Source organism: Jatrophihabitans lederbergiae (assembly GCF_031845305.1).
In the GTDB taxonomy this organism is placed as follows: Bacteria; Actinomycetota; Actinomycetes; order Mycobacteriales; family Jatrophihabitantaceae; genus Jatrophihabitans_A; species Jatrophihabitans_A lederbergiae.
This window is the reverse complement of record NZ_JAVREH010000001.1, coordinates 177,973-204,107: the sequence shown is the minus strand read 5'-3', so window position 1 is coordinate 204,107 and position 26,135 is coordinate 177,973. Positions and strand designations below refer to the sequence as shown.

Annotated in this window: 27 protein-coding genes; 6 read left to right on the top strand and 21 right to left on the bottom strand. The window is 69.9% G+C overall.

Annotation, left to right across the window (positions count from 1 at the left end; translation table 11 throughout):
* Positions 1 to 71: 71 nt before the first annotated feature.
* The 11 genes from RM423_RS00945 to RM423_RS00895 form a co-directional block, all read right to left on the bottom strand.
* Positions 72 to 395 (bottom strand): DUF2469 domain-containing protein, encoded by a 324-nt coding sequence (locus tag RM423_RS00945; protein WP_311421112.1) that lies wholly within the window; start codon positions 393 to 395, stop codon positions 72 to 74.
* The gene (locus RM423_RS00940) at positions 392 to 1,276 is read right to left on the bottom strand and encodes a ribonuclease HII (RefSeq protein WP_311421214.1); all 885 of its coding nucleotides are present in this window, start codon (positions 1,274 to 1,276) and stop codon (positions 392 to 394) included. Before RM423_RS00940 ends, RM423_RS00945 begins: the two co-directional genes overlap by 4 nt.
* Positions 1,263 to 1,820, bottom strand: coding sequence for an NUDIX hydrolase (locus tag RM423_RS00935; protein WP_311421111.1), 558 nt, complete (start codon positions 1,818 to 1,820; stop codon positions 1,263 to 1,265). The genes RM423_RS00940 and RM423_RS00935 overlap by 14 nt, the downstream gene beginning before the upstream one ends.
* The gene (lepB, locus tag RM423_RS00930) at positions 1,793 to 2,836 is read right to left on the bottom strand and encodes a signal peptidase I (protein WP_311421110.1); all 1,044 of its coding nucleotides are present in this window, start codon (positions 2,834 to 2,836) and stop codon (positions 1,793 to 1,795) included. Before lepB ends, RM423_RS00935 begins: the two co-directional genes overlap by 28 nt.
* A gap of 25 nt (positions 2,837 to 2,861) precedes the next feature.
* Complete coding sequence (rplS, locus tag RM423_RS00925) at positions 2,862 to 3,218, bottom strand: 50S ribosomal protein L19 (protein WP_311421109.1); 357 nt, start codon at positions 3,216 to 3,218, stop codon at positions 2,862 to 2,864.
* A gap of 171 nt (positions 3,219 to 3,389) precedes the next feature.
* On the bottom strand, positions 3,390 to 4,106 hold the full coding sequence (trmD, locus tag RM423_RS00920; RefSeq protein ID WP_311421108.1) for a tRNA (guanosine(37)-N1)-methyltransferase TrmD: 717 nt from the start codon (positions 4,104 to 4,106) through the stop codon (positions 3,390 to 3,392).
* Positions 4,103 to 4,648 (bottom strand): ribosome maturation factor RimM, encoded by a 546-nt coding sequence (gene rimM, locus RM423_RS00915; RefSeq protein ID WP_311421107.1) that lies wholly within the window; start codon positions 4,646 to 4,648, stop codon positions 4,103 to 4,105. Before rimM ends, trmD begins: the two co-directional genes overlap by 4 nt.
* Positions 4,649 to 4,680: 32 nt before the next feature.
* Positions 4,681 to 4,920 carry an RNA-binding protein gene (locus RM423_RS00910; RefSeq protein WP_311421106.1) on the bottom strand — a complete coding sequence of 80 codons (240 nt, stop codon included), beginning with the start codon at positions 4,918 to 4,920 and terminating at the stop codon, positions 4,681 to 4,683.
* Positions 4,921 to 5,457 carry a 30S ribosomal protein S16 gene (gene rpsP / locus RM423_RS00905; RefSeq protein ID WP_311421105.1) on the bottom strand — a complete coding sequence of 179 codons (537 nt, stop codon included), beginning with the start codon at positions 5,455 to 5,457 and terminating at the stop codon, positions 4,921 to 4,923.
* A gap of 169 nt (positions 5,458 to 5,626) precedes the next feature.
* Positions 5,627 to 6,496, bottom strand: a complete 870-nt coding sequence (locus tag RM423_RS00900) for a hypothetical protein (RefSeq protein WP_311421104.1) — start codon at positions 6,494 to 6,496, stop codon at positions 5,627 to 5,629.
* A gap of 29 nt (positions 6,497 to 6,525) precedes the next feature.
* Positions 6,526 to 8,322 (bottom strand): S8 family serine peptidase, encoded by a 1,797-nt coding sequence (locus RM423_RS00895; protein WP_311421103.1) that lies wholly within the window; start codon positions 8,320 to 8,322, stop codon positions 6,526 to 6,528.
* A 7-nt stretch (positions 8,323 to 8,329) separates the two neighbouring features.
* Between RM423_RS00895 and RM423_RS00890 the strand changes: the two genes are divergently transcribed.
* The 6 genes from RM423_RS00890 (at position 8,330) to RM423_RS00865 (ending at position 14,772) form a co-directional block, all read left to right on the top strand.
* A complete protein-coding gene (locus RM423_RS00890; protein WP_311421102.1) occupies positions 8,330 to 8,569 on the top strand; it encodes a hypothetical protein in 240 nt (79 codons plus the stop codon).
* Between the two features lie 131 nt (positions 8,570 to 8,700).
* The gene (locus RM423_RS00885) at positions 8,701 to 9,732 is read left to right on the top strand and encodes a LacI family DNA-binding transcriptional regulator (protein ID WP_311421101.1); all 1,032 of its coding nucleotides are present in this window, start codon (positions 8,701 to 8,703) and stop codon (positions 9,730 to 9,732) included.
* Positions 9,733 to 10,017: 285 nt separating this feature from the next.
* Positions 10,018 to 11,349, top strand: coding sequence for an ABC transporter substrate-binding protein (locus RM423_RS00880; RefSeq protein WP_311421100.1), 1,332 nt, complete (start codon positions 10,018 to 10,020; stop codon positions 11,347 to 11,349).
* 74 nt (positions 11,350 to 11,423) lie between these two features.
* Positions 11,424 to 12,437, top strand: a complete 1,014-nt coding sequence (locus RM423_RS00875; RefSeq protein ID WP_311421099.1) for a carbohydrate ABC transporter permease — start codon at positions 11,424 to 11,426, stop codon at positions 12,435 to 12,437.
* Positions 12,434 to 13,342 carry a carbohydrate ABC transporter permease gene (locus RM423_RS00870; protein ID WP_311421098.1) on the top strand — a complete coding sequence of 303 codons (909 nt, stop codon included), beginning with the start codon at positions 12,434 to 12,436 and terminating at the stop codon, positions 13,340 to 13,342. The genes RM423_RS00875 and RM423_RS00870 overlap by 4 nt, the downstream gene beginning before the upstream one ends.
* The gene (locus RM423_RS00865) at positions 13,339 to 14,772 is read left to right on the top strand and encodes a glycoside hydrolase family 1 protein (protein ID WP_311421097.1); all 1,434 of its coding nucleotides are present in this window, start codon (positions 13,339 to 13,341) and stop codon (positions 14,770 to 14,772) included. The genes RM423_RS00870 and RM423_RS00865 overlap by 4 nt, the downstream gene beginning before the upstream one ends.
* Positions 14,773 to 14,810: 38 nt before the next feature.
* Here RM423_RS00865 and RM423_RS00860 read toward each other — a convergent pair whose 3' ends face one another.
* From RM423_RS00860 to RM423_RS00815, 10 genes are all read right to left on the bottom strand, one after another.
* Positions 14,811 to 16,025 carry an amidohydrolase gene (locus RM423_RS00860; RefSeq protein ID WP_311421096.1) on the bottom strand — a complete coding sequence of 405 codons (1,215 nt, stop codon included), beginning with the start codon at positions 16,023 to 16,025 and terminating at the stop codon, positions 14,811 to 14,813.
* Positions 16,026 to 16,072: 47 nt separating this feature from the next.
* Positions 16,073 to 17,395 (bottom strand): MFS transporter, encoded by a 1,323-nt coding sequence (locus RM423_RS00855; RefSeq protein WP_311421095.1) that lies wholly within the window; start codon positions 17,393 to 17,395, stop codon positions 16,073 to 16,075.
* A gap of 94 nt (positions 17,396 to 17,489) precedes the next feature.
* The gene (locus RM423_RS00850; protein ID WP_311421094.1) at positions 17,490 to 18,572 is read right to left on the bottom strand and encodes an amidohydrolase family protein; all 1,083 of its coding nucleotides are present in this window, start codon (positions 18,570 to 18,572) and stop codon (positions 17,490 to 17,492) included.
* A gap of 171 nt (positions 18,573 to 18,743) precedes the next feature.
* Positions 18,744 to 20,303 (bottom strand): signal recognition particle protein, encoded by a 1,560-nt coding sequence (gene ffh, locus RM423_RS00845; protein WP_311421093.1) that lies wholly within the window; start codon positions 20,301 to 20,303, stop codon positions 18,744 to 18,746.
* Between the two features lie 98 nt (positions 20,304 to 20,401).
* Positions 20,402 to 21,166: a 3-oxoacyl-ACP reductase FabG gene (fabG, locus tag RM423_RS00840; protein ID WP_311421092.1), complete on the bottom strand. Its 765-nt coding sequence runs from the start codon at positions 21,164 to 21,166 to the stop codon at positions 20,402 to 20,404.
* A 72-nt stretch (positions 21,167 to 21,238) separates the two neighbouring features.
* Entirely contained in the window at positions 21,239 to 22,045 is an 807-nt protein-coding gene (locus RM423_RS00835) for an SDR family oxidoreductase (RefSeq protein WP_311421091.1), read from the bottom strand.
* Positions 22,042 to 23,076 (bottom strand): LLM class F420-dependent oxidoreductase, encoded by a 1,035-nt coding sequence (locus RM423_RS00830; RefSeq protein WP_396327546.1) that lies wholly within the window; start codon positions 23,074 to 23,076, stop codon positions 22,042 to 22,044. Before RM423_RS00830 ends, RM423_RS00835 begins: the two co-directional genes overlap by 4 nt.
* Positions 23,077 to 23,093: 17 nt before the next feature.
* Positions 23,094 to 23,759 (bottom strand): TetR/AcrR family transcriptional regulator, encoded by a 666-nt coding sequence (locus tag RM423_RS00825; RefSeq protein WP_311421089.1) that lies wholly within the window; start codon positions 23,757 to 23,759, stop codon positions 23,094 to 23,096.
* Positions 23,756 to 24,994 carry an acyl-CoA dehydrogenase family protein gene (locus tag RM423_RS00820; protein ID WP_311421088.1) on the bottom strand — a complete coding sequence of 413 codons (1,239 nt, stop codon included), beginning with the start codon at positions 24,992 to 24,994 and terminating at the stop codon, positions 23,756 to 23,758. The genes RM423_RS00825 and RM423_RS00820 overlap by 4 nt, the downstream gene beginning before the upstream one ends.
* Positions 24,995 to 26,104, bottom strand: a complete 1,110-nt coding sequence (locus RM423_RS00815) for a phosphotransferase family protein (RefSeq protein ID WP_311421087.1) — start codon at positions 26,102 to 26,104, stop codon at positions 24,995 to 24,997. It lies immediately after the preceding gene.
* Positions 26,105 to 26,135: the final 31 nt, after the last annotated feature.

Here is a 26,135-nt window from a genome sequence, read left to right as displayed (position 1 = left end):
CAGCGAATGTGGACGAGCGCTCAGGCTGTGGACAGCGCGATCCGCCAGCAAACAGAGGCCAGACAGTACAGCTAACCGCCGAAGGGATTCTTGCCGGACAGGTCGAGGTCGGGCTTCTCCAGCTCTTCGACGTTGACGTCCTTGAAGGTCAGCACCCGCACGTTCTTGACGAACCGCGCCGGCCGGTACATGTCCCAGACCCAGGCGTCCCGCATCGTGACCTCGAAGTACACCTCGCCGTCGGCATTGCGCGGCACCAGCTGGACGTCGTTGGTCAGGTAGAACCGCCGCTCCGTCTCGACGACGTAGCTGAACTGGCCCACGATGTCCTTGTACTCGCGGTAGAGCTGCAGCTCCATCTCGGTCTCGTACTTCTCGAGATCCTCGGCACTCATCGCGCGGCTCCTGCGGCTGTCATCTGTCCATCATCGCCCATCACCCAGTCGGCTGGAAACGAACGGGTCTCGGTCGGGGCCGGCGGCTCATCGCCGTCGGGCCAGGTCTGGTCGTTCAGGTCGTCGGCGGCAGCACGATCAGCGCCGTCCGGATCGGTGTCGTCAAGGTCGAGCCGGCCCACTCCCGGCAGGTTCCATGAGCATCGGTGCACGGCGCACGGGCCGTGCTCGGCCAGGGCGGCGAGGTGCCGGGGCGAGGAGTAGGCCTTGTTCTCGTCGAAGCCGTACTGCGGATAGTCCCGGGACAGCTCCACCAGCAGAGCGTCGCGTTCGGTCTTGGCCAGCACCGAGGCCGCCGCGACCGAGGAGCAGCGCAGGTCGCCCTTGATGAGCGTGCGCACCGGTACCTGGCAGCGCCAGCGCTCAGGTTCCGGCGGAGCTCCCGCAGCGAAGCCAGCGCGGTCGTCCACCTCGAACAAGCCGGGCTGCTCACGCGGTATCAGGTAGTTGTGGTTGCCGTCCAGCAGCACCCAGTCCGGCGTTGTGGACAGCTGGGACACCGCGCGCTCGGCCGCCAGCCGCAGCGCCGCGATGATTCCGATGCGGTCGATCTCGGCAGCGGACGCGTGCCCGACGGCGCAATCCAGCGCCCACCGGCGGATTCGCGGCACAAGTCGCTGCCGGGCCTGCGGGGTGAGCAGCTTGGAATCGGCCACGCCGAACGGGGCGGGCTTGGTGTCGGGAGCGAGCAGCACCACGCCGACCGACACCGGGCCCGCCAAGGCACCCCGGCCCACCTCGTCGATGGCGGCCAGCAGCCCGGCGCCGGACCTCCAGACCTCGCGTTCATAGCGCAGGGTCGGCGTCCTACGGGTTGTCATCGCCACCTACCCAGCCTCCAGCCCCAGCCTCCAGCGCACGCTCGATCAGCTCGACCATAGCGACTGGTTCGCGGACCACGTCAGAGGCGGCCAGGTCGCTCAAGGTCCACCAGCGCAGCTCCAGAACGACCTGCCGCTCGATGTCGGTGTGCCCGGCCGGCTCGACCACCTGGCCGGCCGGCACCCGCGCCAGGAAGTAGTGGTTCGTCTGGGCGAAGTGATTACCGGCGAAGCGGAACCGCACCCGCTCGGCGTACATCGGCTCGGCGTCGGCAGCGAGGGCAATCCGCAGGCCGGTTTCTTCGTACACCTCGCGCACCGCCGCCTCGGCCAGGGTCTCGCCGTCCTCGACCCCGCCGCCCGGCGTGATCCAGTGCGACTCCACCGAGCCGATCTCGCGCCGCTCGTGCACCAGCAAGAGCCGGTTGCCGGGGTCGAGCACAAACATCCGCCCGGCGGTCCGGGGTGTCGCGGCCGGCTCGCCGAACGTGTCCGACGTGTTCGAGGCGCCCACGGTCATCGACGACGGCGGCGGTGCCGCCAACCGCCGATCACAGCGACTCCGGCCACGGCAAAACCCGCCGGCTCACCGGGCAGCGCACCCACGCCGGGCAGTCCCAGCGAGCTGAACGTCTTCGGCGTGCCCAGCGTTCGCCAGCGCGAGGGTGGCCAGGCGATGACGACCGCCTTGCCGATCGCGTCGGAGTTCGGCACCGTGCTGGCGACCGGGTCACAGTTCGGGCCGGTGCCACCGTCGCGGCAGTGGTAGCGCGAGTCGGCGGAGTCGCCGCGGTGGTCGCCCATCACCCACATCCGGTTCGCGGGCACGGTGACGGGCCCGAAGCTGCGGGTGTCGTTCGGCGCCTTCGCCCCCGGAGTGCCAGGCTTCGTCCAACTGCTGTTCTGGAAGATGTACGGCTCGTTCAGGCTCCGCCACGGCCCCGCGCTGCCATGCTCGGACACCTGGACATTGCCCCGGTCGTCACAGCATTTGACGGTCTCGCCGCCGACCGCGATGACCCGCTTGACCAGGTCCTTCTCGCTGGGGGGCACAACCCCGACCAGCTGGCCGAACCACTGGACCCCGTGCACGACGGGGTTGCCTGACAGCTGCACGCCGCCGAGCTCGTCCCAGTCCTTGGGCGCCTTGAACACCACCACGTCGCCCGGGTGGGGGGTGCGCACGTGATAGACCGGTTTGAAGACGAGGATCCGATCGCCCGAGCAGCCGGGGCACCCGTACAGGGTCTGCTCCATCGACTGCGAGGGAATGTAGAACGGCTGGACGACGAACGTCTTGAGCACCACCGCGATGGCGATGGCCACCACGATCAGGATGGGCAGCTCGAGGCGAGATGCCTTGCGGCGGCCAGCCGGAGCGGCGGGCTGTGCGGACGAAGAGCCGGTGGCACCGTCGATTGCGGGGCCATCCGTGCCGTCCGGCACGACGTCGGTGTCGGCGCGCTCAGCAGCTACGGCATCGGGACCGCCGTCAGCTCCGGCCGGGCGCTCAGCCTGCTCGCCCGTACCGGAGTTCGACACCTCGCGAAAGCGGCGCACGTGGAAACGGGAAGGCAGTCAGCGACTAGCGGTTGACCGCGTCGCGCTTCTCTTTGATCTTGGCGGCCTTGCCGCGCAGGTCGCGCAGGTAGTACAGCTTGGCGCGGCGCACGTCACCGCGGGTGACGACCTCGATCTTCTCGATGACCGGGGTGTGCACCGGGAAGGTGCGCTCCACACCGACGCCGAAGCTGACCTTGCGGACCGTGAAGGTCTCTTGCAGGCCACCGCCCTGGCGACGGATAGTTACACCCTGGAAGATCTGCACGCGCGAGCGAGCGCCCTCGATGACCCGAACGTGCACCTTCAACGTGTCACCAGCCCGGAAGTCCGGCACGTCGCTGCGTAGCGACTCGGCATCCAGCGTCTGCAAGGTGTTCATCGTGGTCTGCTTCCTTCGTGGCTGGGATCCACGCGCGCTCGGCGCGCGCAAGGCCCATATCGTCGAGATGATTCTGTGGTGAGGGTGCCGCGTCCAGCGCAAGGCGGTCGCGGGCAACCTCTCGATGGTGCCATATCGGCCCGAGGAATGAGAAACCGGGGCCGGGTACTCCTAGGAATCCAACAGGTCCGGACGCCGCTTTCGGGTGCGGTCCAGCGACCGTTCACGCCGCCATTGCCGGATCCTCGCGTGATGCCCCGAGAGCAGCACCTCGGGAACAGCCAACCCCCGCCAGAGCGCCGGCTTGGTATAGGCGGGTGCCTCCAGCAAGCCGTCGACCGCGGCGGTGAACGAGTCCTCCGACGCCGACAGCGCGTTGCCCAGGACGCCGGGGATGAGCCGGGCCACCGCCTCCACGATCGCCAGCACGGCGACCTCTCCCCCGCACAGCACGTAGTCGCCCAGGCTGATCTCGTCGACCACCATCCGGCCGCCGGCGTACTCGGCGACCCGGGCGTCGATGCCCTCGTACCGCCCGCAGGCGAACAGCAACCACGGCTCCGCCGCCAGCTGGGCGGCCACGGCCTGGGTGAACGGCCGGCCGGTCGGGGTGGGGATGATCAGCCGCGGCTGGGCTCGCTCCGCCGGCGCCACCGCGTCCAGTGCCCGGCCCCAGGGCTCGGGCAGCATCACCATGCCGGGGCCGCCGCCGTACGGGGTGTCATCCACCGTCCGGTGCACGTCCGTCGTCCAGGCGCGCAGATCGTGCACGCCGAGGCGGACCTGGCCCCGCTCGAGGGCCTTGCCCAGCAGGGACTCGCGAAGTGGCGCCAGGTAGTTCGGAAAGATCGTGATCACGTCGACCGCGAGGTCCTGCCGCTCGCTCACAGGTCCAGCAGCCCGTCCGGCGGATCGATCTCGGTGATGCCGCCCGCGATGTCGACGGTGGGTACGAACTCGGCACGGAACGGCACCAGCACCTCACGGCCGGCCAGGTCGATCACCAGCAGGCTGCCGGCCGGCGAGTGCAGCACGTCGGTGACCGGACCCAGCTCGAGCCCGGCGACGGTGCGCGCGCGCAGCCCAATCAGGTCGGTGTCGTAAAACTCGTCCGGGTCCTCGATCACCGGCCGCGCCGACGCCGGCATCACCAGCACCACCCCGCGCAGCGCCTCGATCCCGTTGCGATCCTCGACGCCGGCGAAGTGCACCACCAGCTTGCCGGAGTGGGTGCGTGCGGATTCGACCGTCAGCGGTCCGTGCCGGGCCGGGTCGGTGCTGAGCACCGCGCCCTCGTAGAACCGCTCGTCCGGGGCGTCGGTCCACGGCTCGACGAACGCGTCACCACGGACCCCGTGAGCCTTGCCGATACGACCGACGGCGACGGCACCCCCATCGGGGGTAGCGCCGCCGTCGATCGAGTTGCTCATCGGCTGGATCTCGGCTGGGCCCGTACCGGCTGTCAGCGGCTCTCGTCCGTGTCGACGACGTCGACCCGGATGCCCTTGCCGCCTACGCCGTTGACGACCTGGCGCAGCGCCTTGGCGGTACGCCCGTTACGGCCGATCACCCGGCCGAGGTCCTCGGGGTGCACCCGGACCTCGAGCCGGCGGCCACGCCGGTTGTCGACCAGATCGACCACGACGTCATCGGGGTGATCCACGATCCCCCGGACGAGGTGCTCGAGGGCTTCCTCCAGCACTTACTGCTCCGCGCCGTCGGTGGTCGCGGCGGAAGCCTCGGTCACGGGTGCCTCGGTCACCGCAGCAGCCTCGGTCACCGCAGGAGCCTCGGCCGCGGGCGCCTCGGCGGCGGGCGCCTCGGCGGCGGGTGCCTCGGCGGTGTCCTTCCTCGGTGTGGACCGCTTCTTGGGCGTGGTGGCCTCCAGGGCCGGCTCACCGTCGGAGTCCTTCAGCGCGGCGTCGAACAGGGCGCGCTTGTCGGCCTTGGGCGGGGCCACCTTCATCGGCTCGGGGGCGGGCAGGCCCTTGAACTTCTGCCAGTCGCCGGTGACCTTGAGGATCGCGGTGACGGCCTCGGTCGGCTGCGCGCCGACACCCAGCCAGTACGCGGCCCGGTCGGCGTCGATGCGGATCACCGACGGGTCGTTCTTGGGGTGGTACTCGCCGATGGTCTCGATGGACCGGCCATCCCGCTTGGTACGGGCGTCGGCGACGACGACACGGTAGTGCGGCTCGCGCATCTTGCCGACGCGGGTGAGCTTGATCTTGGTTGCCACGAGTGTTGTTCGCTCCATTATGTGCAGGGACGGACCAGCACGTCGCCCGGTGGGGAACACCGCGACGTCAGATCCTAGGGACTGGCAGGCACGCGGTGAGAGGGTCCGTGGGCCAGCCGGTACTCAGTCGACCATTCTGCCAGACGCGGCGGGCTCGCTGAGACTGACCCTAGTTCGGGCCGGGCGAGACGAAGTACCCGTACGCGTCCTCGAGGATGTTGGACGATCCGAACCGGTTCACGGTCGTGAAGCGGGGCGGTGCCGTGGCGGTTCGCGGCGACAGCGTGGCGATGGCCGCGTTCGGAACCACCCGGCCGTTGGTGAAGTCCATATTGGACGCGTGCGGCGCCGCCGTTCCCGCCGGGTAGATGCTGACGTAGCCGTTGCCGGCGGCAATCGCGGTGAGGCCTACCCACAGCCCGCTGACGTTGTACGGAACCCCGTTGAGGCCGCCGGCGTCCACGGTGAACGTCGAGTTCGCGGTCATGGTGCCGTAATGGCCGCCGTTGCCGGTGCGGCTGTCGGCGATCCGCGCCGGGCTGGGAAGGGCGACGAACCGGGCGGTCGCCGTCAGGCTGAAGTACCCCACGATGTCGATCATCGCGTCGGTCGTGGCCGCCCGGTTCTGCACCACGAACCTGCCCGCCACCAGCGGCACCAGCACCAGGTTCGAGCGGGAGAACTGGTGGTAGTCCACCGAGGCGATGGCCGGCGAGGCCGTCGGGTAGGCGGTGAGGTAGCCGCCGGCGGTCTGGTCCAGCGCGGTCATGTTGACCACGGCGGCTGTGGCGTCGGCCGGCACGCCACCGGTCGTCGCGTCCACCGCAACCCACTGGTTCGGCGTGAGCTTGGCCTTGGGCGCACCGACGCCGGTGCGGGTGTCGAGCAGCCGGGCCGAGGGCAGCGCGACGTAGCCGAGGCCGCCGGTCGCGGCCGGTGCGGCGAAGTAACCCAGCAGCGAGATCAGGGCGTGGGTCTTGGCCGCCTGGTTGCGGAGCAGAAAGCCGTGCTTGCTGTTGAGCTTGACGACGGCGGTCACGGTCGCGTTGGCGTCCTGGCTGTTGAGGTTCAGCGTCGAGTTCCGCCGAACGCCGCGCTGTAGACGGACAGGTACGTGCTGCCCTGCGCGGCGGTGCCGGACAGGCTGATAACCACCGAGGTGGCGTCGGCGGGCACCGCGTTCGTCCCCGTCGTGGCAACCGTCACCGGCAGCGCGGTGCCACCGATGAGCACGCCGGCGCGCACGCCGAGCCCGGAGCGGGTGTCCACTATCCGGTTGGGCGTGGCGAACGGGACGTAGCGCGACCCGGGAACGCCCTGCACGCCGCTCGGGTCGCCGAGATTGATCAGGCCGTGGCCCAGGGCGTTCGTGGCCGGGCTGGTGTTGTGCGAGGCCCGGCGCTCCAGGAAGGCCTGGATGTCGGCCGCGTCCATGCCGGGATTGGCCGCCAGCACCAGCGCCGCGGCGCCGGCCACGTGCGGCGCCGCCGCGGACGTGCCGTAGAAGTAACCGGAGCCCCCGCTCGGCGAGCGGACCTCGGCGATGTTGGTGGACACGCCGTCATAGCCGATCAGGTCCGGCTTGACCCGGCCGTCTATGGAGGGTCCGCGGGATGAGAAGGCTTCGACCGTCCCGGTCTGCCAGTCCGCCGCGCCGACCGCGAGTGCCCACGGCGAGCTGGCCGGCTGCAGCACGCTGCCGCTCGCCGCGCGAGCCGGTTCGTCGCCGCTGAAGGTGGACGGGTAGACATCGCCGCCGTACGTCAGGTCGTAGTACAGGGTCGGGGCCGAGGCGTCGACGATGGCGATGCTGTACAGGTGCAGGTCGGCACCGGTGTTGGTGATGTTCGCGGTCAGGACCGGGTCCTGACCCGGGACATGGGCGATGAAGTGGACGTCGCCGACGGGGCGGTTCTGGCTGTCGTACTCGGCCACCGCCAGCGTCACCGGGGTCGAGGAGGTCGGCCACTGGTCCCAGGCGAGCACGATCCGGCCGCTGGAACCGGGCGCGAGGTCGACCTGGTCCACCTCTTCGCTGGCGTTCTTCAGATCGACCAGGCCGTCCTTGTTCGTGTCGGCCAGGGTGCCCGACCAGTGGTCGGCGGCGCTGTTGCCCGACGCCTGGACCCACAGCACACCGGCCTCGCGGGCGGTCTTGACCGCCAGCTCGCTGGAGCCGGGCGCGCCGTAGCCGTCACCGCGCGAAGCCACCCCCCGGGGCTCGGTCAGGAAAGCCAGCGAGCTGTTGACGACCTTGACGCCCGCGGTGACGATCTGGTTCGCGGACTGGGCGAAGCCGACGCTGTCCTGGACGCAGTACAGGTGGAGGATCGCCTTTGGTGCCATCTGGTGGACGATCTCGGCCACGGCCGTGCCGTGCGCCGTGCCGTTCTGGTCGTTGCAGTGGTTGTGGTCCGCCCCGTACACCACGGTTCCGGCGGGGCCCAGGTTGCCGTTGCCGATCTCGGCCTGCAGGCTGCCGAAACCCGCGTCGACGACACCGATGTCCATTCCGGCGCCCTGGTTGCCGACGTTGCCCTGATCGGTCCACCGGTTGGCACCGGACACGCTCACGCCCTCGCTGGTGCTCTGCGGCGTCGCCTGGTTCGCGGGCTCCACGCGGCTCACTCCCGGCTGGCCGGCCAGGCTGCGCAGCTTGTCCGGCAGCAGGGTGACGCTGGCGGTGTTCCCGAACGTCGCCAGCACCCGCGCGCCGGTGACCTTCGCCGCGGCCAGGGCTCCGGGGCCGGTCACGGTGACCTCGACCCGACCGGCGGGGTTCACCGACACCTCGGCTGGGTTCACGGCAGTGGCGCCGGGCACGCCCGCCAGCCGGTTGAGCCGCGGCGCGAGGTGCGGGACCACCCGCTGTGTGCCGAGGGCGGCGCGGTACCGGGCCGACTTGGCCGGCCACGTCCTCGCCGCCGCAGTGACCGCGGCCGATACCGGCGGGGTGTGGTGCTGGAGCTGGGAACTCGCCGGCGGCTCGGGGGCGGACGGAGTGACCGGCTGGGCCGTGGCGACGGTGCTGAGCGATCCGAGGACCAGCGTCGAGACGGCGCCCGCGACGACCAGGCGGGACTTCTTCAGGGGGGGTCTTTGTGAATGGTGAGTAAAGTCTTTGCGAGCGTACCCATACTTAACAAGGCTGTCGACGCGACACGTGTGCAGCTGACGCGACACGTGCGCGGTATCCGTCAGTGGGCGGCACGGCGCGGCGGCGGCCGTGCCAAACTGCTGGTCGTGAGCACTTCGAGCCCCGGTTCGAGAAACCTGCCCACCCTCGAAGAGGTGGCAGCCCGCGCCGGCGTGTCTCGGGCGACCGCCAGCCGGGTGCTGCGCGGGGCCACGAACGTCAGCGAGCACGCGCGCTCGGCCGTGCTGAACGCCGCCGAGGACATCTCCTACGCCCCGAACCGGGCGGCGCGCGCGCTGGTCACCGGCCGCAGTGACTCGGTCGCGTTCCTGGTGGCCGAGACCGAGGATCGGCTGTTTTCCGATCCGTTCTTCCTCGGCATGCTGCGGGGCGCCCAGACGGTGATCGCCGCCGCTGGGCTGCAGCTGGTATTCACCGTCGCCTCGACCCGGGACGAGCACGAGCGGTTCCTGCACTACGCCGCGGGCGGTCACGTCGACGGCGTGCTGGTGCTGTCGCTGCACGGGCGCGACCAGCTTCCCCAGGAACTCGAATCCCACGCCGTGCCGACGGTTCTGAGCGGCCGGCCGTTCAGCGGGGGCGACGAGCTGTTCTTCGTCGACTCCGACAACGTGGGCGGTGCCGCCATGGCCACCCGCTACCTGATCGAGCGCGGGCGCCGGACGATCGCCACCATCACCGGTCCGCTCGACATGTGCGCGGGGCAGGACCGGCTGATCGGCTATCGCAAGGCGCTGGCCGACGCCGGCCGGCCGGACTCGGCGGAACTGGTCGAGACCGGCCGGTTCACCATCGCCAGCGGGAGCTCAGCGATGACCGCGCTGCTGCGCGCCCGGCCGGACATCGACGCCGTCTTCGCGGCCTCGGACCTCACCGCCATCGGGGCGATGCGAGCCATCGAGGCGTCGGGGCGCCGGGTGCTCGACGATGTGGCCGTGGTGGGCTTCGACGACATCGGCGACGCCCAGCTCGCCCACCCGGCGCTGACCACCATCCGGCAGCCGATCGGCGATATGGGACGGATGATGGCCACCCGGCTGCTGCAACGGATGGCCGGGGAGCCGGCTGTCGCGCGCACCGTGCTGCCGGTGGAGTTGATCCAGCGCGCGACAGCCTGACCAGCCGACCAGCCGCCCTACGGTTACAGCTGGTCACATTTCGGATGCGCTACGCGAACATTTCCGGCGCGTGGCAACGAAATGGTTTCCATTGTGCGAAGAATGCTTGACAGCAGATTCCTCATCCCGCATTGTCGTCGTCAGCCGTGAGAGCGCTCTCAGCGGCCTCCAAGCGCATGTTTCAACCGCCTGTCGTAAGCACCCTTCCACCGCTTGACGAGAACGCCATCACACCGCTCGCAGCGAGCACCCAGCCGAAGACGCTCGTTCCCACCAGGAGGATTCATGTCCAGCTTGTCCCGCGCCGGAGTGCGCATAATCGGAGCACTCACGGTCGCTTCTCTCGGTATGGCTGGCTTGGCGGGATGCTCGTCGTCGAGCAAGTCGACCAGCGCCGCGCAGGACGACCCCAACGCCAAGGTCAGCCTGACCGTGGGCCTGTTCGGCTCCTTCGGCTTCAAGGAGGCCGGACTGTACGACGAGTACATGAAGCAGCACCCGAACGTCACCATCAAGGAAGACACCGTCGAGCAGTCCGCCGACTACTGGACCCGGCTCAAGACCCGCCTCGCGTCGGGCACCGGCCTCGACGACATCCAGGGCGTCGAGATCGGCTTCGTCTCGGACGTGGTGCAGAACCACGCCAACCAGTTCGTCGACTTCTCCTCCCTGCCCGAGGGCGGCACGCTGAAGTCCTCGTTCTACGACTGGAAGCTGAAGCAGGCCACGACCGGCGACGGCAAGCTCCTCGGCCTGGGAACCGATGCCGGGCCCGAGGCGATCTGTTACCGGCCCGACCTGCTCAAGGCCGCGGGCCTGCCCTCCGACGGCGCGGCCCTGGCCACCAAGTGGAAGACCTGGGACGACTACATCGCCTTCGGCAAGCAGTACGAGGCATCGACGTCCAAGCCGACCGGCAGCAAGTTCGTAGACAGCGCGGCCAGCATCTTCTCCACCGCCGTGTACCAGGGCAATGAGGCGTACAACAACGCCAGCGGCGCGCCCGACGTCGCCAACAGCGACGGCGTGAAGAACGCGTGGAAGTACGGCACCGAAGCCGCGCAGGCCGATATCACCGCCGGCCTCACCCAGTTCGCCACCCCGTGGAACAAGGCGTTCTCCAACGGCGGGTTCGCCACCATCGCCTGCCCCACCTGGATGATGGGCTACATCCAGGGACAGGCCGGCAAGGCCGGAACCGCGAAGTGGAGCGTTGCCCCGGTGCTGCCGGGCGGCGCCACCAACTGGGGTGGCTCCTGGCTGGCCGTTCCGAAGGCCTCCAAGCACCAGAAGGCGGCTGAGGCGCTCGTCGAGTGGCTGACGGGCAAGCAGCAGCAGGTCAAGATGTGGACCGAGGGCGGCCACTGGCCGACGAACAAGGGCGCGGCCGAGGACCCGGCGGTCGCGGGCGCCAAGAGCGCGTACTTCAGCAACGCCCCGGTGGGCCAGATCTTCGGCCAGATCGCCAACTCCATGAAGATCCCGCCGATCGGCCTGTACGACACCCAGATCCAGGGCGCGATCACGACGCAGCTGACCAACGTCGAGAAGAAGAAGGCCAGCCCCGACAAGGCGTTCAGCGACGCGATGGACGCCATCAAGCAGGTCACCGGCTGAGCCCACTCGCCCCTCCTGCCGCGGGTGCGTCGACCCCGTGGCAGGAGGACCACCCCGTTCGAGAAAGTGGTGACATGTCAGCCAGCACCGAGGCCGGAATCCGGCCAGCGAGCGGTCCGCCACAGGCAGCGGTCCGGGTCGGCCGCAAGCGCACCCGCCCCGGCAGCAAGGCCGCCTACGCCTACATCGCGCCGTTCTTCGTGGTCTTCGCGGCGTTCAGTGTCTATCCCTGGCTGGACACGGCGTGGGTGTCGCTGCACAGCGTCCGGCTGACCACCTACGACAGGCAGACCTGGGTGGGCCTGGAGAACTACCGCAACCTCTTCACGCACAAGTTCTTCTGGAACGCCCTGCGCAACACCGTCACCATCGGCATCATCGCCACCGTGCCGCAGCTGTGCCTGGCGCTGGGCATCGCGCACCTGCTGAACTACAAGCTGCGCGCCCGGACCTTCTTCCGGGTCGCCATGCTGATGCCGTACGCGACCAGCCTCGCGGCCGCGACAGTGATCTTCCTACAGCTCTTCGACCCGCAACTGGGCATCATCAACTGGGCGCTGCACCTGCTGCACCTGCCTCGGGTGGACTGGCAGGGCTCCAAGTGGCCCGCCCAGGTCGCCGTCTCGGCCATCGTCACCTGGCGCTGGACCGGCTACAACGCGCTGATCTACCTCGCCGGCATGCAGGCAATCGACTCGTCGCTGTACGAGGCGGCGGCCATCGACGGCGCCTCGCGCTGGCAGCAGTTCCGTCACGTCACCCTGCCCGGCCTGCGCCCGACCATCCTCTTCACCATCGTGGTCTCGACCATCGGTGCCGCCCAGCTCTTCGGCGAACCGCTGCTCTATCACAACGGCATGCCCGATGGCGGCACGTCCGGGCAGTACCAGACGCTAGGATTGCTGATGTACCAGCAGGGTTGGACCAACGACCGGCTCGGTCTGGCGTCGGCAACGGCCTGGACCATGTTCCTGATCATCGTGCTGGCCGTCCTGGTGAACCTCGGGTTGGCCCGACGGCGCGAGCGCAGGACCGGCATCGTGGCGCCCGTCGCCGCCGCTGCCGCAACCGTCGAGGTGACCTCATGACCAGCACGGTCGAACGGCCGCCCGCGACGGCTACCGCCGTCAGGCCCGCGGCGACTGAGAGCCGGCGCCACCGGGGCGCCAAGGGCAAGCCGATGCAGGCCGGCTGGCCCACTTATCTCGTGCTGATCCTCGTCACGCTGGTGTCGGTGTTCCCGCTGTACTACACGATCGTGATGGCGTCGCACACGAACGCCGAGATGGCAGCCAAGACGCCGCCGCTGTTTCCGAGCGGGGCGCTGGTCAGCAACATCAAGGCGGCCTTCGAGCTGGCACCGCTGAACAAGGGCCTGCTGAACTCGCTCATCGTGTCGGCGGGCATCACCCTCGGCACGGTCGCGTTCTGCACCCTCGCCGGATTCGCCTTTGCCAAGCTGCGCTTTCGTGCCAGCAACCTGCTGCTCGGCCTGTGCATCGGCACCATGATGGTCCCGATGCAGATGGGGATCATCCCGCTGTACATGATGATGGCCAAGCTCGGCTTCGCCGGTCACCTCCAAGCGGTGATCCTGCCGACGCTGGTGACCGCCTTCGGGGTGTTCTTCATGCGCCAGTACATCGCCAGCGCGGTGCCCGACGAGCTCATCGAAGCCGGTTACGTCGACGGCGCAAACACCTTCCGCATCTTCCGGTCCATCGTGATGCCGGCTGCCCGGCCCGCCATGACCGTGCTCGCGATGCTCACGTTCCTCACGGCCTGGAACGACTTCTTCTGGCCGATCATCGCCCTCAGCTCCCAGAACCCCACCGTCCAGGTCTCGTTCCAGAGCCTGGCCACCGGGTACGCGCCCGAACAATCAATCATCATGGCCGGCACTCTCTACGGCACCGTCCCGGTGCTGATCGTCTTCGCCCTGCTGGGCAGGCAGATTGTCGGCGGAATCATGCAAGGAGCAGTCAAGGGATGACCCACCGCCTTCATTTTCCGGACCACTTCACCTGGGGTTCGGCCACCGCCGCCTACCAGATCGAGGGAGCGGCCAACGCCGACGGACGGCTGCCCAGCATCTGGGACGTCTTCTGCCAGGTCCCAGGAAAGGTCCGCAACGGCGACACCGGGGACGTCGCGGACGACCACTATCACCGCATGGAGGGCGACCTGGACCTGATGGCGGCTCTCGGCCTGCCGTCCTACCGGTTCTCGGTGTCCTGGCCCCGGGTGGTTCCGGGCGGTTCCGGCCCGGTCAACGCGGCCGGCCTGGACTTCTACCAGCGCCTGGTGGACGGCCTGCTGGAGCGCAACATCACTCCCCTGTTGACCCTGTACCACTGGGACCTGCCGCAGGCCCTGCAGAACGACGGCGGCTGGACGAACCGCGAGACCGTGGGCAGGTTCGTCGACTACGCCGAGGTGATCGGCCGCGCACTCGGTGACCGGGTTCCGACCATCACCACCCTCAACGAGCCATGGTGCTCGGCCTTCCTCGGTCACTCCTCGGGAGTACACGCCCCCGGGATCACCGACAACGCCGCGGCGATCACGGCGGCTCATCACCTGAACCTCGCGCACGGCCGCGCCGTGACGGCATTGCGGGCGGTCGTTCCGTCGTCCACCCAGCTGTCCATCACGCTGAACCTGGCGCAGGTGTACCCCGCCACCGACACCCCGGCCGATGTCGAGGCCGCGTCCCACGTCGACGCGATCGCGAACCGGATCTTCCTGGACCCGATCCTGCGCGGCGCCTACCCCTCGGACCTGCTGCACACGACCCGGCATATCACCAACTGGGCGTTCGTGGCCGAGGGCGACCTCACCGACATCAACGCGCCCATCGACGTGCTGGGCGTCAACTTCTACGCGCCGAGCCGGGTCACCGCGGCCACCGACGAGGTCCGCGCCCAGGTCACCGGCCGGTGGGTCAACGATCCCAGCCAGGCCGACGCCGGAGCCTCACCGTGGCCCGGCACCGACCTGGCGTACTCGGTTTCCCAGCCGGGGCCCTACACCGGCATGGGATGGCCGATCGTGCCCGAGTCGTTCACCGACCTGCTGCTGCGGGTCCGCCGGGACTACCCCGAGATCCCGATGGTGATCACCGAGAACGGGGCGTCCTTCGACGACGAGGTGACCTCCGACGGTGAGGTGCACGACGCCGACCGGATCGACTACGTGCGCCGGCACCTCGCCGCCGTGCACGCCGCCATCCAGGGCGGCGCGGACGTACGCGGCTACTACCTGTGGTCGTTTATGGACAACTTCGAGTGGGCCTGGGGCTACTCCAAGCGCTTCGGGATGGTGCACGTCGACTACGACAGCCTCGCTCGCACCCCGAAGGACTCCGCGCTCTGGTTCCGCGACGTGATCAAGAACAACGCCGTGGAGCTGCCCGAGGACTGACCGAGCCTCACTTGCCGGATCGGTCGGCCCCTGCCGTGTCAGCTGACTCGATAGGGGTCCGTGGTGATGCCGCGGCCCTTCTCGTAGCGGTACACCGCAGTACCGGAGACGAAGACCCGCTCGGCTCGTTGCAGGACGTCGAGCGGGTCGCCGGACCAGATCACCACGTCGCCGTCCTTGCCGGCGGTGAGCGAGCCGACCCGGTCGTCGAAGCCGAGGATGCTGGCCGGGTTGATCGTGATCGAGCGCAGCGCATCCTCGCGGGTCATGCCCTCGCGCACGGCAAAGGTCGCCTGGTGCACCAGGAAGTCGATCGCCACCACCGGGTGGTCGGTGGTCAGGGCCACCGTGACCCCGGCGTTGGCGAGCTTGCCCGCGGTCGCCAGGCTGCGGTTGCGGACCTCGACCTTGGACCGGGTGTGGAACAGCGGCCCCACGATGCAGGGGATGCCGCGCTCGGCGATCACGTCGGCGAGCAGATAGGCCTCGGTGGCGTGGTTGATCACCAGCCGGTACCCGAACTCGTCTGCCAGCCGGATGGCGGTGGCGATGTCGTCCGCGCGGTGAGTGTGCTGGCACCAGGGCAGCTCACCGGTGAGGACCTGCACCAGCACCTCCAGTGCGGGGTCACGGTCGAAGGGCTCCTGCTTCGCCGCGGCCGCGTCCCGCTTGGCCTGGTAGTCCTGAGCCTTGGTGAGCGCGTCGCGGATGACGGCCGCGACGCCGAGCCGGGTCGAGGGCAGCTTCTTCTGATCGCCGTACACCCGCTTGGGATTCTCACCCAGCGCGCTCTTCACGCTGACCGGTGACTTGATCACCATCTCGTCCACGATCCGGCCCCAGGTCTTGATGGCCACCGTCTGACCGCCGATCGGGTTTCCGCTGCCGGGCTTCACCACGCACGAGGTGACACCGCCGGCAAGGGCGTCCCGGAAGCCCTCCTCGGCCGGGTTGATGCCGTCCAGGGCCCGCAGCCGGGCGCCGTTCGGATCGGTCATCTCGTTGACGTCGGAGCCGGCCCAGCCCTCGCCCTCCTCGTGCACCCCGAGGTGGGCGTGCGCGTCGACGAAGCCGGGCAGCACCCATTTGCCGGTCGCGTCCACCACCTCGACGCCATCGGGGACCCGCACCTCGGCTCCCACCGCGGCGATTCTGCCGTCGGTGACCAGGACGGTCGCGTTCGCTATCGGATCACCGTCGATCGGCACGACATATCCACCGACGATGGCCACACTTGCGATCTGCTGAGTCATGTTCCCGACCATAGCTCCGGAGCCGATCATGCTCGCTCGCCGCTGCCTCAGCGGGTGAGGTCCCAGCGGTGCCGCACGATCTGGACCGGGGCCGGTCGGCCCACCTCCAGCGCCTTCAGCAGGGTGTGCCTGGCGCGCAGCCACCACCGGACCATCTGGACCAGCCCCACCAGCTGCACGGACACCGCCACCGCGAACGCCAGCCGGTAGGCGCCCCGGTCCACCGAACCGGCCAGGTCCAGAGTCCAACCCAGTACGAGGCATGCCGAGATCGCCGCGACGAAGCCGCCCACGTTGACCACGCCGGTGGCCGTGCCGACGATGGCGGGGCCGTTGTAGTCGCGTGCCAGGGCGAAGCCAATCGCCGACACCGGTCCGCCCACCGTGGTCAGCAGCACCAGTCCGATCAGCAGCCACCGCGGAATGGGGCCGGAGAAGGCCGCCAGCACGGTGTACCAGCCCAGCACGGTGACCGAGCACACGCCGATGGCCAGCGGAACCCGGGTGGCGGGATGCCGCGCGGTGAGCTGGCCGATCGGCGGTCCGGCGACGATCGCGACCAGCACGCTCGCCAGCAGCACCGTGCTGGCCGCGTCGCGGCTGAAGCCCTGCGCCTCGACCAGAAACGGCACGCCCCACAGCACGCCGAACGTGAGGGACGTCGACATCGAGGTGAAGTGCACCCAGAAGCCGGCCCTGGTGCCGGGCAGCGCCCACGCGGTGCGAACCCGGCGGCCGACACTGCGAGCCGAGGCCATCAGCGCGGCTGCCTCCCGGGGCCGTCGCGGCACCGGTGCGGACCTCGGCAGCATCGCGTAGACGGCGACGCCGCTGACCACCGACACCAGCCCGGCCACGAGGAAGGTCGGCGTCCAGCCCGCGTGGTGCAGCAGCGCGGTCAGCGGCAGCGTCGCCGCGAGGTTGCCGACCGAGCCCAGGGTGCCGGTGATTGCGATCACTACCGGATACCGCCGCGGCGCGAACTGGCCGGCCGCGAACCTCAGGACGCTGACAAAGGTGAGGGCGTCGCCGAGGCCGAGCAGCGCTCTGGCCAGCAGCGCGACCGGGTAGCTGTGCGCCAGTGCGAACAGGATCTGGGCCGCCCCCATGGTGAAGGCTGCGGCGATCAGCAGCCGGCGGGGGCCATACCGGTCGACCAGGATGCCGGTCGGAATCTGCATTCCGGCGTATACCCCCAGCTGCAGCAGCACGAAGATGCTGAGCTGGCTGGGGCTGATACCGAAACGGGTCGCTGCCTGCAGCCCGGCGACGCCCAGGGAGGTCCGGTGGAACACCGCAACGAGGTAGACCGCGACGGCTATGGACCACCGCCGGACAGCGACCGCCCGACGTTGACGCAGGGTTGTCACTGGTGACCTTTCACGTGGGGGATGAATACCAGCTTAGTGCGGCGACTGGTCCCTTCGACCCAGCTCGCGGTCCTCGCGGTCTCAGCGCCGGGCCTCAGCCCCGGACGATCCCCCGCAGCACGATGCGGCATGGTGCGGCCAGGGTGTCGAGGTCGGTGCGTGGGTCGGCGTCGTACACGACGAGATCCGCCAGAGCCCCCTCGACCAGGCCCTCGAAGCCCAGCCACTCCCGTGCCCGCCAGGATGCCTGGGCAATGACCTCGGCCTGCGGGATGCCCGCTCCGACCAGGGCCGCGATCTCGTCCCGGATCAACCCGTGCGGCAGCGATCCGCCCGCGTCCGTGCCGGTGTAGATCGGGACGCCCGCCTCGTAGGCGTGACGGATCCGCTCCCGCGAGGTGGCGTAGAGCGCGTTCATGTGCGCGGCGTAAGCCGGGAACTTCTCGGCGCCGGACGCGGCGATCCGAGGAAAGGTATCAATGTTGATGAGCGTCGGCACCACGGCGATGCCCCTGCGGGCAACCTCGTCCAGCAGGTCGTCGGTGATGCCGGTGCCGTGCTCGATGGAGTCCAGACCGGCCCGGATCAGGCCCGGCAGCGCGTCCTCGCCGAAGACGTGGGCCGCCACCCGCACGCCCAGCTCGTGCGCGCGGCCGATGGCGGTGGCCAGCACGTCGTCCGGCCAGACCGGCATGAGGTCGCCGGCGGACCGGTCGATCCAGTCCGCGGCCAGCTTGATCCAGCCATCGCCGAGGGCCGCCTGCTTCTCGACCTCGGTCACCAGATCCTCGGGCTCGACCTCGATGCCCAGGTGGCGGATGTAGCGCCGCGGCCGGGCGATGTGACGAGCGGCGCGCACCAGCCGGGGCAGGTCCTCGCGCCGCTGGACACCCGTGTTGTCGACCGGTGACCCGGCGTCGCGCAGCAGCAGGGCGCCGGCGTCCCGGTTGAGAATCGCCTGCTCCGCCTGCTCGTCCGGTTCGGCCCAACCGTCCATCGACAGGCCGATGTGGCAGTGCGCGTCGACGAGTCCGGGCAGCACCCAGCCGCGGTCGGCGATCGTGTGAGCGTTCCGAACCGGCTCGAACGTCAGCCGGCCGTCGACGATCCAGGCGTCGCGCTCCCGCTCCTCGGGAAGGAACACCCCGCGCAGGTGCAACGCCTCCTGGTCAGGCATGCGAACCGCTTTCTGCTCATCGCGCTCGCCGGCGGCCGCCGGCGGAACGGGCCTCGGGACTCGCGGTCGACTCGGGACTCGCGGTCGACTCGGGACTCGCGGTCGACTCGGGACTCGCGGTCGACTCGGGACTCGCGGTCGACTCGGGACTCGTGGTCGAAGGACGGGAGGTCAGGACTTCGGGAACTTGAACTTCGAGATGTCCGGCAGCTCGACACCCGACGGCAGCTCGGGCATGCCGCCACCGCCTGCTCCGAAACCGCCCGGCAGGCCGCTGGGCATACCGCCGGGAAGGCCACCGGGCATGCCGGGGAAGCCCGCGGGCATCCTCGGCTGCGTCGGACCCCTGCCGCCCTTGGCGTTGCGTCCCTTGCCCTTGCCCTTCTTGCCCTTGGCGTTCTTGGCGTTGCGCCGGCCACCGGGCATTCCCATGCCGCTCATCCGGGACATCATCTTGCGGGCCTCGAAGAACCGGTCGACCAGGTTGTTGACCTCGCTGACCTTGACCCCGGAGCCGTTGGCGATGCGCAGCCGGCGAGAGCCGTTGATCAGCTTGGGATCGGCCCGCTCGCCCGGCGTCATCGAGCGAATGATGGCGGCCGTGCGGTCCAGATCCTTGTCGTCGACAGCGGCCAGCGCCTCTTTCATCTGGCCGGCGCCGGGCAGCATTCCCAGCAGGTTGCCGATCGGGCCCATCCGCCGGATCGCCTGCAACTGCTCGAGAAAGTCCTCCAGCGTGAACTCGTTGCCGCTGGCGAGCTTGGACGCCATCCGCTCGGTTTCGTCCTGGTCGAACGTCTTCTGCGCCTGCTCGATGAGCGTGAGCATGTCGCCCATGCCGAGGATGCGCGAGGCCATCCGATCGGGGTGGAAGACGTCGAAGTCACCGAGCTTCTCACCGTTGGAGGCGAACATGATCGGCTGCCCGGTCACGTAGCGCACCGACAGCGCGGCGCCACCGCGGGCGTCACCGTCGAGCTTGGTGAGCACCACGCCGGTGAACCCGACGCCGTCGCGAAACGCCTCGGCGGTGTTGACCGCGTCCTGGCCGACCATCGCGTCCAGCACGAACAGGATCTCTTGCGGTTGGACGGCGTCCCGGATCGCGGCGGCCTGCCGCATCATCTCGGTGTCGATACCGAGCCGGCCGGCGGTGTCGACGATCACCATGTCGTGCTGGGCGCGGCGGGCGAAGTCGAGGGAGTCGCGGGCGACGGCCACCGGGTCGCCGATCCCGTTGCCGGGCTCGGGCGCGTACACCGCGACCCCGGCGCGCTCACCGACGATCTGGAGCTGGTTGACGGCGTTGGGCCGCTGCAGGTCACAGGCCACCAGGACGGGGGCGTGGCCCTGGTCCTTCAGGTGACGGGCGAGCTTGCCGGCCAGGGTCGTCTTTCCGGCGCCCTGCAGGCCGGCCAGCATGATCACCGTCGGGGGCTGTTTCGCGTACTGCAAGCGCCGCGTCTCGCCGCCGAGGATCTTGACGAGCTCCTCGTTGACGATCTTGATGACCTGCTGGGCCGGGTTGAGCGCCCTGCTGACCTCTTCGCCGGCTGCCCGCTCCTTGACCGCGGCGATGAACTGGCGGACGACGGGCAGCGCCACATCGGCCTCGAGCAGCGCGATGCGGATCTCACGGGCCACCGAGTCGATGTCGGCCTGGGAGAGCCGTCCCTTGCCCCGAAGACCGGTGAAGACCTTGTTGAGCCGGTCGGACAGTGTGTCGAACACGCGACCCCCTTAAACGGCTTGTACGGCTGGTGCGCCGGATACCGGGCGAGGCGCCCGGTGGAAACCCTCGCCAACAGGCTACGTGACCCGCCGCCCGGCTAGAGCAGGCCGCGGCCGCCATCGACGTAGAGAACCTGACCGGTGACATAACCGCTCTCTTCACCGGCGAAGAAGGCCACCGTGTTGGAGATATCCTCCGGAACGCCGCCCCGGCGCACCGGCACGGCGCCGGCCACCGCCTCGCGCATCTGGTCGATGGTGCTGCCGATCCGCTCCGCCGTCGCCTTGGTCATCGCGGTCTCGATGAAGCCGGGCGCGACGGCGTTCACGGTGACCCCGAACGGGCCGAGCTCGATGGCCAGGGTCTTGGTGAAGCCCTGCAGGCCGGCCTTCGCGGTGGCGTAGTTGGTCTGGCCGCGGTTGCCGAGCGCCGAGGTCGAGGACATGTTGACGATCCGGCCGTACTTGGCGGCGACCATGTGCTGCTGGGCCGTCTTGCTGCACAGGAACGCGCCCTTGAGGTGGACGTTCATCACGATGTCCCAGTCGTCCTCGGACATCTTGAACAGCATGTTGTCCCGCAGCACGCCGGCGTTGTTGACCAGGATGTGCAGCGCCCCGAACTCCGCGACCACCCGGTCCACCCCCGCCTGCACCTGGTCGGCCCTGCTGACGTCGGCCCCGATACCGATGGCCGTTCCGCCGGAGGCGGTGATGTCCGCGGCGGTCGCGGCGGCACTGTCCTCGTTGAGATCGAGCACCGCCACCTTCGCGCCAGCGGCGGCGAGCCGGGCGGCGACCGCGGCCCCGATGCCCTGGGCGCCGCCGGTCACCAGCGCGACGCGATCCTGAACTCCAGCCATGTACTGCTCCTCATTGTTCTTTTTGTAGGGACTGATGTAGTAGTGGACTGATGTGCCTGGGTGGTTCGACCGTCAGGCTGTCGTACCGGCCGCAGCCGCCAGCCGGGCCATGCCTGCCAGCCAGTGCTCGACGTCGGCGGCCTTGCCGGCCCAGTACGTGCCGACCTCGGGATGGGGCAGGATCAGGAACCGCTCGTCGGCCAGTCCCCGCACCACGGCTTCGGCCACCGCCTGGACACCGAGCACCTCACCGGAGGCGGCCACTGCCTTGGCCGCGGCGGCGCCGGAGTTGAGACCGTCCATCAGCAGCGGGGTGTCGACACCCATCGGGCACAGGACGCTGACCCGGATTCCGCGATCGCGGTACTGGTAGGCCAGCCACTCGGCGAACGCCACGGCGGCGTGTTTGCTGACGCTGTACGGGGCGTCGCCCGGAGCGCTCAGCAGCCCCGCCGCGGAGGCGGTGTTCAGCAGGTACCCCGAACCCGCCTCGACCATGACCGGCAGGACGGCGCGTGCGGCGTAGACGTGTGCCATCACGTGCACGTTCCAGGCACGCTGCCAGGCCCGGTCGGCCACCTCGCCGCCTTCGAGGCCAACTCCGGTCGGAATGCCGGCGTTGGAGCAGAACAGGTCGATCCGGCCGTGCTCAGCCAGCGCCCCGGCGACCAGGTCGGCGACCGCGGCCTCGTCCGTGACGTCCACCTCGACGGCGCTGACCCGGTCCCCCAGTTCGCCGGCGAGCGCGGCAGCGCCCTCGATGCGGTAGTCGGCGACCACCAGAGCCTGGGCACCCTCGGCGGCGAACCGCCGGACCAGGCCGGCACCGATGCCGCTGCCGCCGCCGGTGATCACGATGACGGAGTCGGCGATCCTCATGCGGTCCCCGCCGGCAGTGTCTGTGCAACCGGTGTCGTTCTGGGCGGCGTCGGTTCAGCCGGCTTCATAACAGCAGCCGCCGCCGGTCCCAGCGCGGCCAGCACCCCCGCCAGCGAGGCGGCATCGGTCAGCTCCGGAGTCGGCAGCAGCGCCAACACCGGCGTGCGAACGCCGGCCCGGACGTAGTCGAGCACCTGCTCCCGGCAGGACATCGGGCTGCCGTGCAGCACCAGCTCGTCCACGACCTCGTCCGGCACCGCCTGGGTGGCGCCCTTGCGGTCGCCCTCGCGCCACAGTTCCCACATCCGCTCCAGCGCCGGCCCCCGTCCGAGCCAGCGATGGAACCGCGCGTACGCCTGCACGGTCAGATAGCTCGAAATCATCCGCCGGCCAAGCGCTCGGGCGTAGCCGGCGTCCTCGGTGGGGCAGACGAAGATCCGCGCCACGATGTCGGCGGCGGGGTTACCGACGGCTTCCAGGCAGGTCGGGACATCGCCGGCCGCGAGCCAGTTGAGGATCGCCCCGTCGGCCTCCCGTCCGGCGAGGGCGAGCAGCTGCGGACGCAGCGCCGCGAGCAGGATCGGCACCCGCTCGTCGGGTGGCTGTTCGAGCCGGAAGCCGCTGGTCGAGAAGGTATCGAAGTCGGCGGTCACCTTCTCGCCGTCCAGCGCGGCGCGGGTGAACCGCAGGACGTCCCGGGTACGGCGGAACGGCTGCTCGAAGCCGATCCCGTTCCACTGCTCGACGACCGCCGGGCTGGACGCGCCCAGGCCCAGGGTGAATCGCCCCGGTGCCGCGGCCGCCAGCGCGGCGGCTGACTGGGCGATCAGGGCCGGGCCGCGGGTGAACACCGGCACGATGGCGGTGCCCAGCCGCAGCCGCGGCTCCCACGCGGCGGCCAGCGCCAGCGGCGTGAAGGCGTCGGTCCCGGCCACCTCGGAGGACCAGACATCGGTGTAGCCCCAGCCGGGCAGGGCGCGCAGCAGCTCCGCGTGCGCGGGCAGCGGCACCCCCGTCAGCGGGACGGTCAGGCCCCAGCTCTGCCCGCTCATGGCTGACCTTCGGCAGGTAGCTGTCCCGGCGCCGGCATCAGCGCGGACAGGATCAGCTCGCTGAGCTCGTCGGCGATCTGGACCGGCGTCTTGGGACCGTCCGCGCGGTACCAGACCGGCAGCTCGTTGATGAAGCCGAAGACGGTGAACGTCACCATGTCCGGCGAGGTGACCGCCCGGAACTCACCGCTGTGCTGCGCTGAGCGCACCAGATCGGTGAAGGTGTCGTGGATGCTGCGTCGGGCAGCGCGCACCCGGGCCTGGTTCGCGTCGCCGAGGCGGTGGCTCTCGCGAGAGAAGACCTTCGCCGCCGGCGCACTGCCGGCGGTGGTGACGACCAGGTCGCGGATCAGCTCGCGCAGCGTCCGGGCGGTGTCCTGCCGGTCCGCGAGGATGGCGTTCATGCCGTCGAGCTGGCGGTCCACGAGTTCCCTGGACACCTCGTACAGCAGGTCGTCCTTGCTGGCGAAGTGGTGGTAGAGGGCGCCCTTGGCCACCCCGGCGCGCACCACGATCTGGTTGACGCTGGTGGCGTCGAACCCCTGTTCGGCGAACAGCGCCAGCGCACTGGCGACGATCCGCTCGCGGGTGGAGAGCTGCCGATCCGCGGCGGCAACGTCGGTGGAGAGGCGGCCAGGAAGCTCGGGACGGGGCACGCTCACCTGCCCGCCGCCGCACTCCGGGCGCGGTTGATCTCGACCCGGGCCACGCTGCGCAGGTGGACCTCGTCCGGGCCGTCGGCCAGGTGCAGCGTGCGTACGCCGGCCCACATCTCGGCGAGCGGCGTGTCGCCGGACACCCCGGCCGCGCCGAAGGTCTGGATCGCCCGGTCCAGGACGTAGGAGGCCGCCCGCGGTGCCGCCACCTTGATGGCGGCGATCTCGGTGGCCGCCTGCTTCACGCCGGCGGTGTCGATCAGCCACGCCGCCTTGAGCACCAGCAGCCGAGCCTGCTCGATGGCCAGCCGGGACTCGGCGATCCACTCACGGATGACTCCCTGGCTGGCCAGCGGGCCGCCGAAGGCGTGCCGGTGGAGCGAGCGGTTCACCATCAGTTCCAGGGCGCGTTCGGCGATCCCGAGGGCGCGCATGCAGTGGTGGATCCGGCCCGGGCCGAGCCGGGCCTGGGCCATGGCGAAGCCGGCGCCCTGGGCGCCGAGCAGGTTGCCGGCGGGCACCCGCACGTCGTCGAAGCTGATCTCGCCGTGGCCGCCGTGCGGCCCGTCGTCGTAGCCGAACACCGTGGTGGACCGGTGCACGGTGACACCCGGGGCACCGAGGGGAACCAGGATCATCGAGTGCTGGGCGTGCCGGTCCGCGTCCGGGTCGGACACACCCATCACGATGGACACCGCGCACTCGTCGCGCATCGCGCCGGTGGACCACCACTTGTGCCCGCTGACCACGTAGGAATCACCGTCGCGGGTGATCCGGGTGGCGATGTTGGTGGCGTCCGAGGACGCCACGGCGGGTTCGGTCATCGAGAAGCAGGACCGGATCTCAGCCGCGAGCAACGGCTCGAGCCAGCGGCTGTGCTGGTCGTCGGTGCCGAACATGGCAAGCAACTCCATGTTGCCGGTGTCGGGCGCCGAGCAGTTCATCGCCTCGGGTGCGATGGCGATCGAGCGCCCGGACAGCTCGGCCAGCGGCGCGTAGTCGAGTACCGACAGCCCCGCGCCGAAGCGGTCCCCGGGCAGGAAGAGGTTCCACAGCCCGCGGCGGCGAGCCTCTTGCTTGATGCCGGCCAGCACCGCGGGGGTCGCGAACGGCGTGCCGGCGGCGCGATTGGCCTGCTCCTGCTGGTGGAACTCGGCCTCCGCCGGATAGACGACCTCGTCGAGAAAGCGGCTGATCGCCGCCTGCAGCTCGATGGAGCGCGGGCTGTGGGTGAAGTCCATCTAGTTTCCTCCGAGCTGCGCGGACGCGGCGTCCATGGTGGCGTCGCGAAGGCCGCCGAACACGCCGAAGCCCTCGCCGATCGTCTTGCCCTGCTGGAACCGGGCATGGATACCGGCCGCGATGACGCTGAGCTTGTAGTAGCCGAAGGCGATGTACCAGTCCAGGTCGGCGATCTCGAGCCCGGTGGCCTCGGCGTACCGGGCGACCATGGCCTGCGGTGAGAGATAGCCCTGCTCGGCCGGGAAGTCCGGCATCACCGAGCCGGACGTGCGGGCGCAGTCGTGGTAGACGTACAGCAGCCCGACGTCGGTCAGTGGATCCCCCAGCGTCGCCATCTCCCAGTCGACCACAGCCTCGATGGACGCGGTGGTCGACTGGGAGCTGGCGAAGTCGGGGTTGAACAGGACGTTGGTCAGCCGGTAGTCCCCGTGCACGATTCCCGAACGGGACGACTCGGGCAACTGCTCGCGCAGCCGCCGGACGACGGACAGCTCCAGCGCCCGCACATCGACCGCACTGCTGTCGACCGCACTGCTGGAATCGGCTGGTGCCGGCTCGGTGGAGCTGTCGAACTGCTGGTGCCACCTTCTCACCTGGCGCTGCAGGAAGCCCCCGGGCTTGCCGAAGTCCGCCAGGCCGACCTCGCCCGGGTCCACGCCGTGCAGGGCGACCAGGGTGTCGACCAGCGTCTCGGTGGCATGCCGCGCCACCGTGGCGTTGGGCGCCAGCTCCGGACGCTCCAGCACCACGCCGGGGACGAAGCCCATCAGGTAGAACGGCTCGCCGAGGACGTCCCCGTCGGTGCAGAGCGCGATCGGTTCGGGCACCGGAACCGCCGAGCCGTACAGGGCGGAGAGAACCGTGAACTCGCGGACCATGTCGTGCGCGGTGGGCAGCACGTGGCCCAGCGGCGGCCGGCGCAGCGCCCACTGGTGGCTGCCGTCGGTCAGGCGGTAGGTCAGGTTGGAGCGGCCGCCGACGATCACGGTGGCGTTCAGCGGCCCCTGTCGCAGGCCCGGTCGCTCGGCGTCCAACCAGGCGGCGAGCCTGGCGAGGTCGACCCCAGGTGGGCTGTCCGAGGACGCGATCAAGGGCCTTCGCGTGGTCACTCCAGCACCCTAAAGTCCGACCGACCGGTCG

Coding starts and splice junctions, on each gene's coding strand:
- RM423_RS00835 (WP_311421091.1), bottom strand. CDS start 22,045: ATGAGGATCGCCGACTCCGTCATCGTGATCACCGGCGGCGGCAGCGGC.
- RM423_RS00850 (WP_311421094.1), bottom strand. CDS start 18,572: ATGCCTGACCAGGAGGCGTTGCACCTGCGCGGGGTGTTCCTTCCCGAG.
- fabG (WP_311421092.1), bottom strand. CDS start 21,166: ATGGCTGGAGTTCAGGATCGCGTCGCGCTGGTGACCGGCGGCGCCCAG.
- RM423_RS00870 (WP_311421098.1), top strand. CDS start 12,434: ATGACCAGCACGGTCGAACGGCCGCCCGCGACGGCTACCGCCGTCAGG.
- RM423_RS00945 (WP_311421112.1), bottom strand. CDS start 395: ATGAGTGCCGAGGATCTCGAGAAGTACGAGACCGAGATGGAGCTGCAG.
- rplS (WP_311421109.1), bottom strand. CDS start 3,218: ATGAACACCTTGCAGACGCTGGATGCCGAGTCGCTACGCAGCGACGTG.
- RM423_RS00860 (WP_311421096.1), bottom strand. CDS start 16,025: ATGACTCAGCAGATCGCAAGTGTGGCCATCGTCGGTGGATATGTCGTG.
- RM423_RS00880 (WP_311421100.1), top strand. CDS start 10,018: ATGTCCAGCTTGTCCCGCGCCGGAGTGCGCATAATCGGAGCACTCACG.
- RM423_RS00875 (WP_311421099.1), top strand. CDS start 11,424: ATGTCAGCCAGCACCGAGGCCGGAATCCGGCCAGCGAGCGGTCCGCCA.
- RM423_RS00865 (WP_311421097.1), top strand. CDS start 13,339: ATGACCCACCGCCTTCATTTTCCGGACCACTTCACCTGGGGTTCGGCC.
- rimM (WP_311421107.1), bottom strand. CDS start 4,648: ATGAGCAACTCGATCGACGGCGGCGCTACCCCCGATGGGGGTGCCGTC.
- RM423_RS00820 (WP_311421088.1), bottom strand. CDS start 24,994: ATGGACTTCACCCACAGCCCGCGCTCCATCGAGCTGCAGGCGGCGATC.
- RM423_RS00940 (WP_311421214.1), bottom strand. CDS start 1,276: ATGACAACCCGTAGGACGCCGACCCTGCGCTATGAACGCGAGGTCTGG.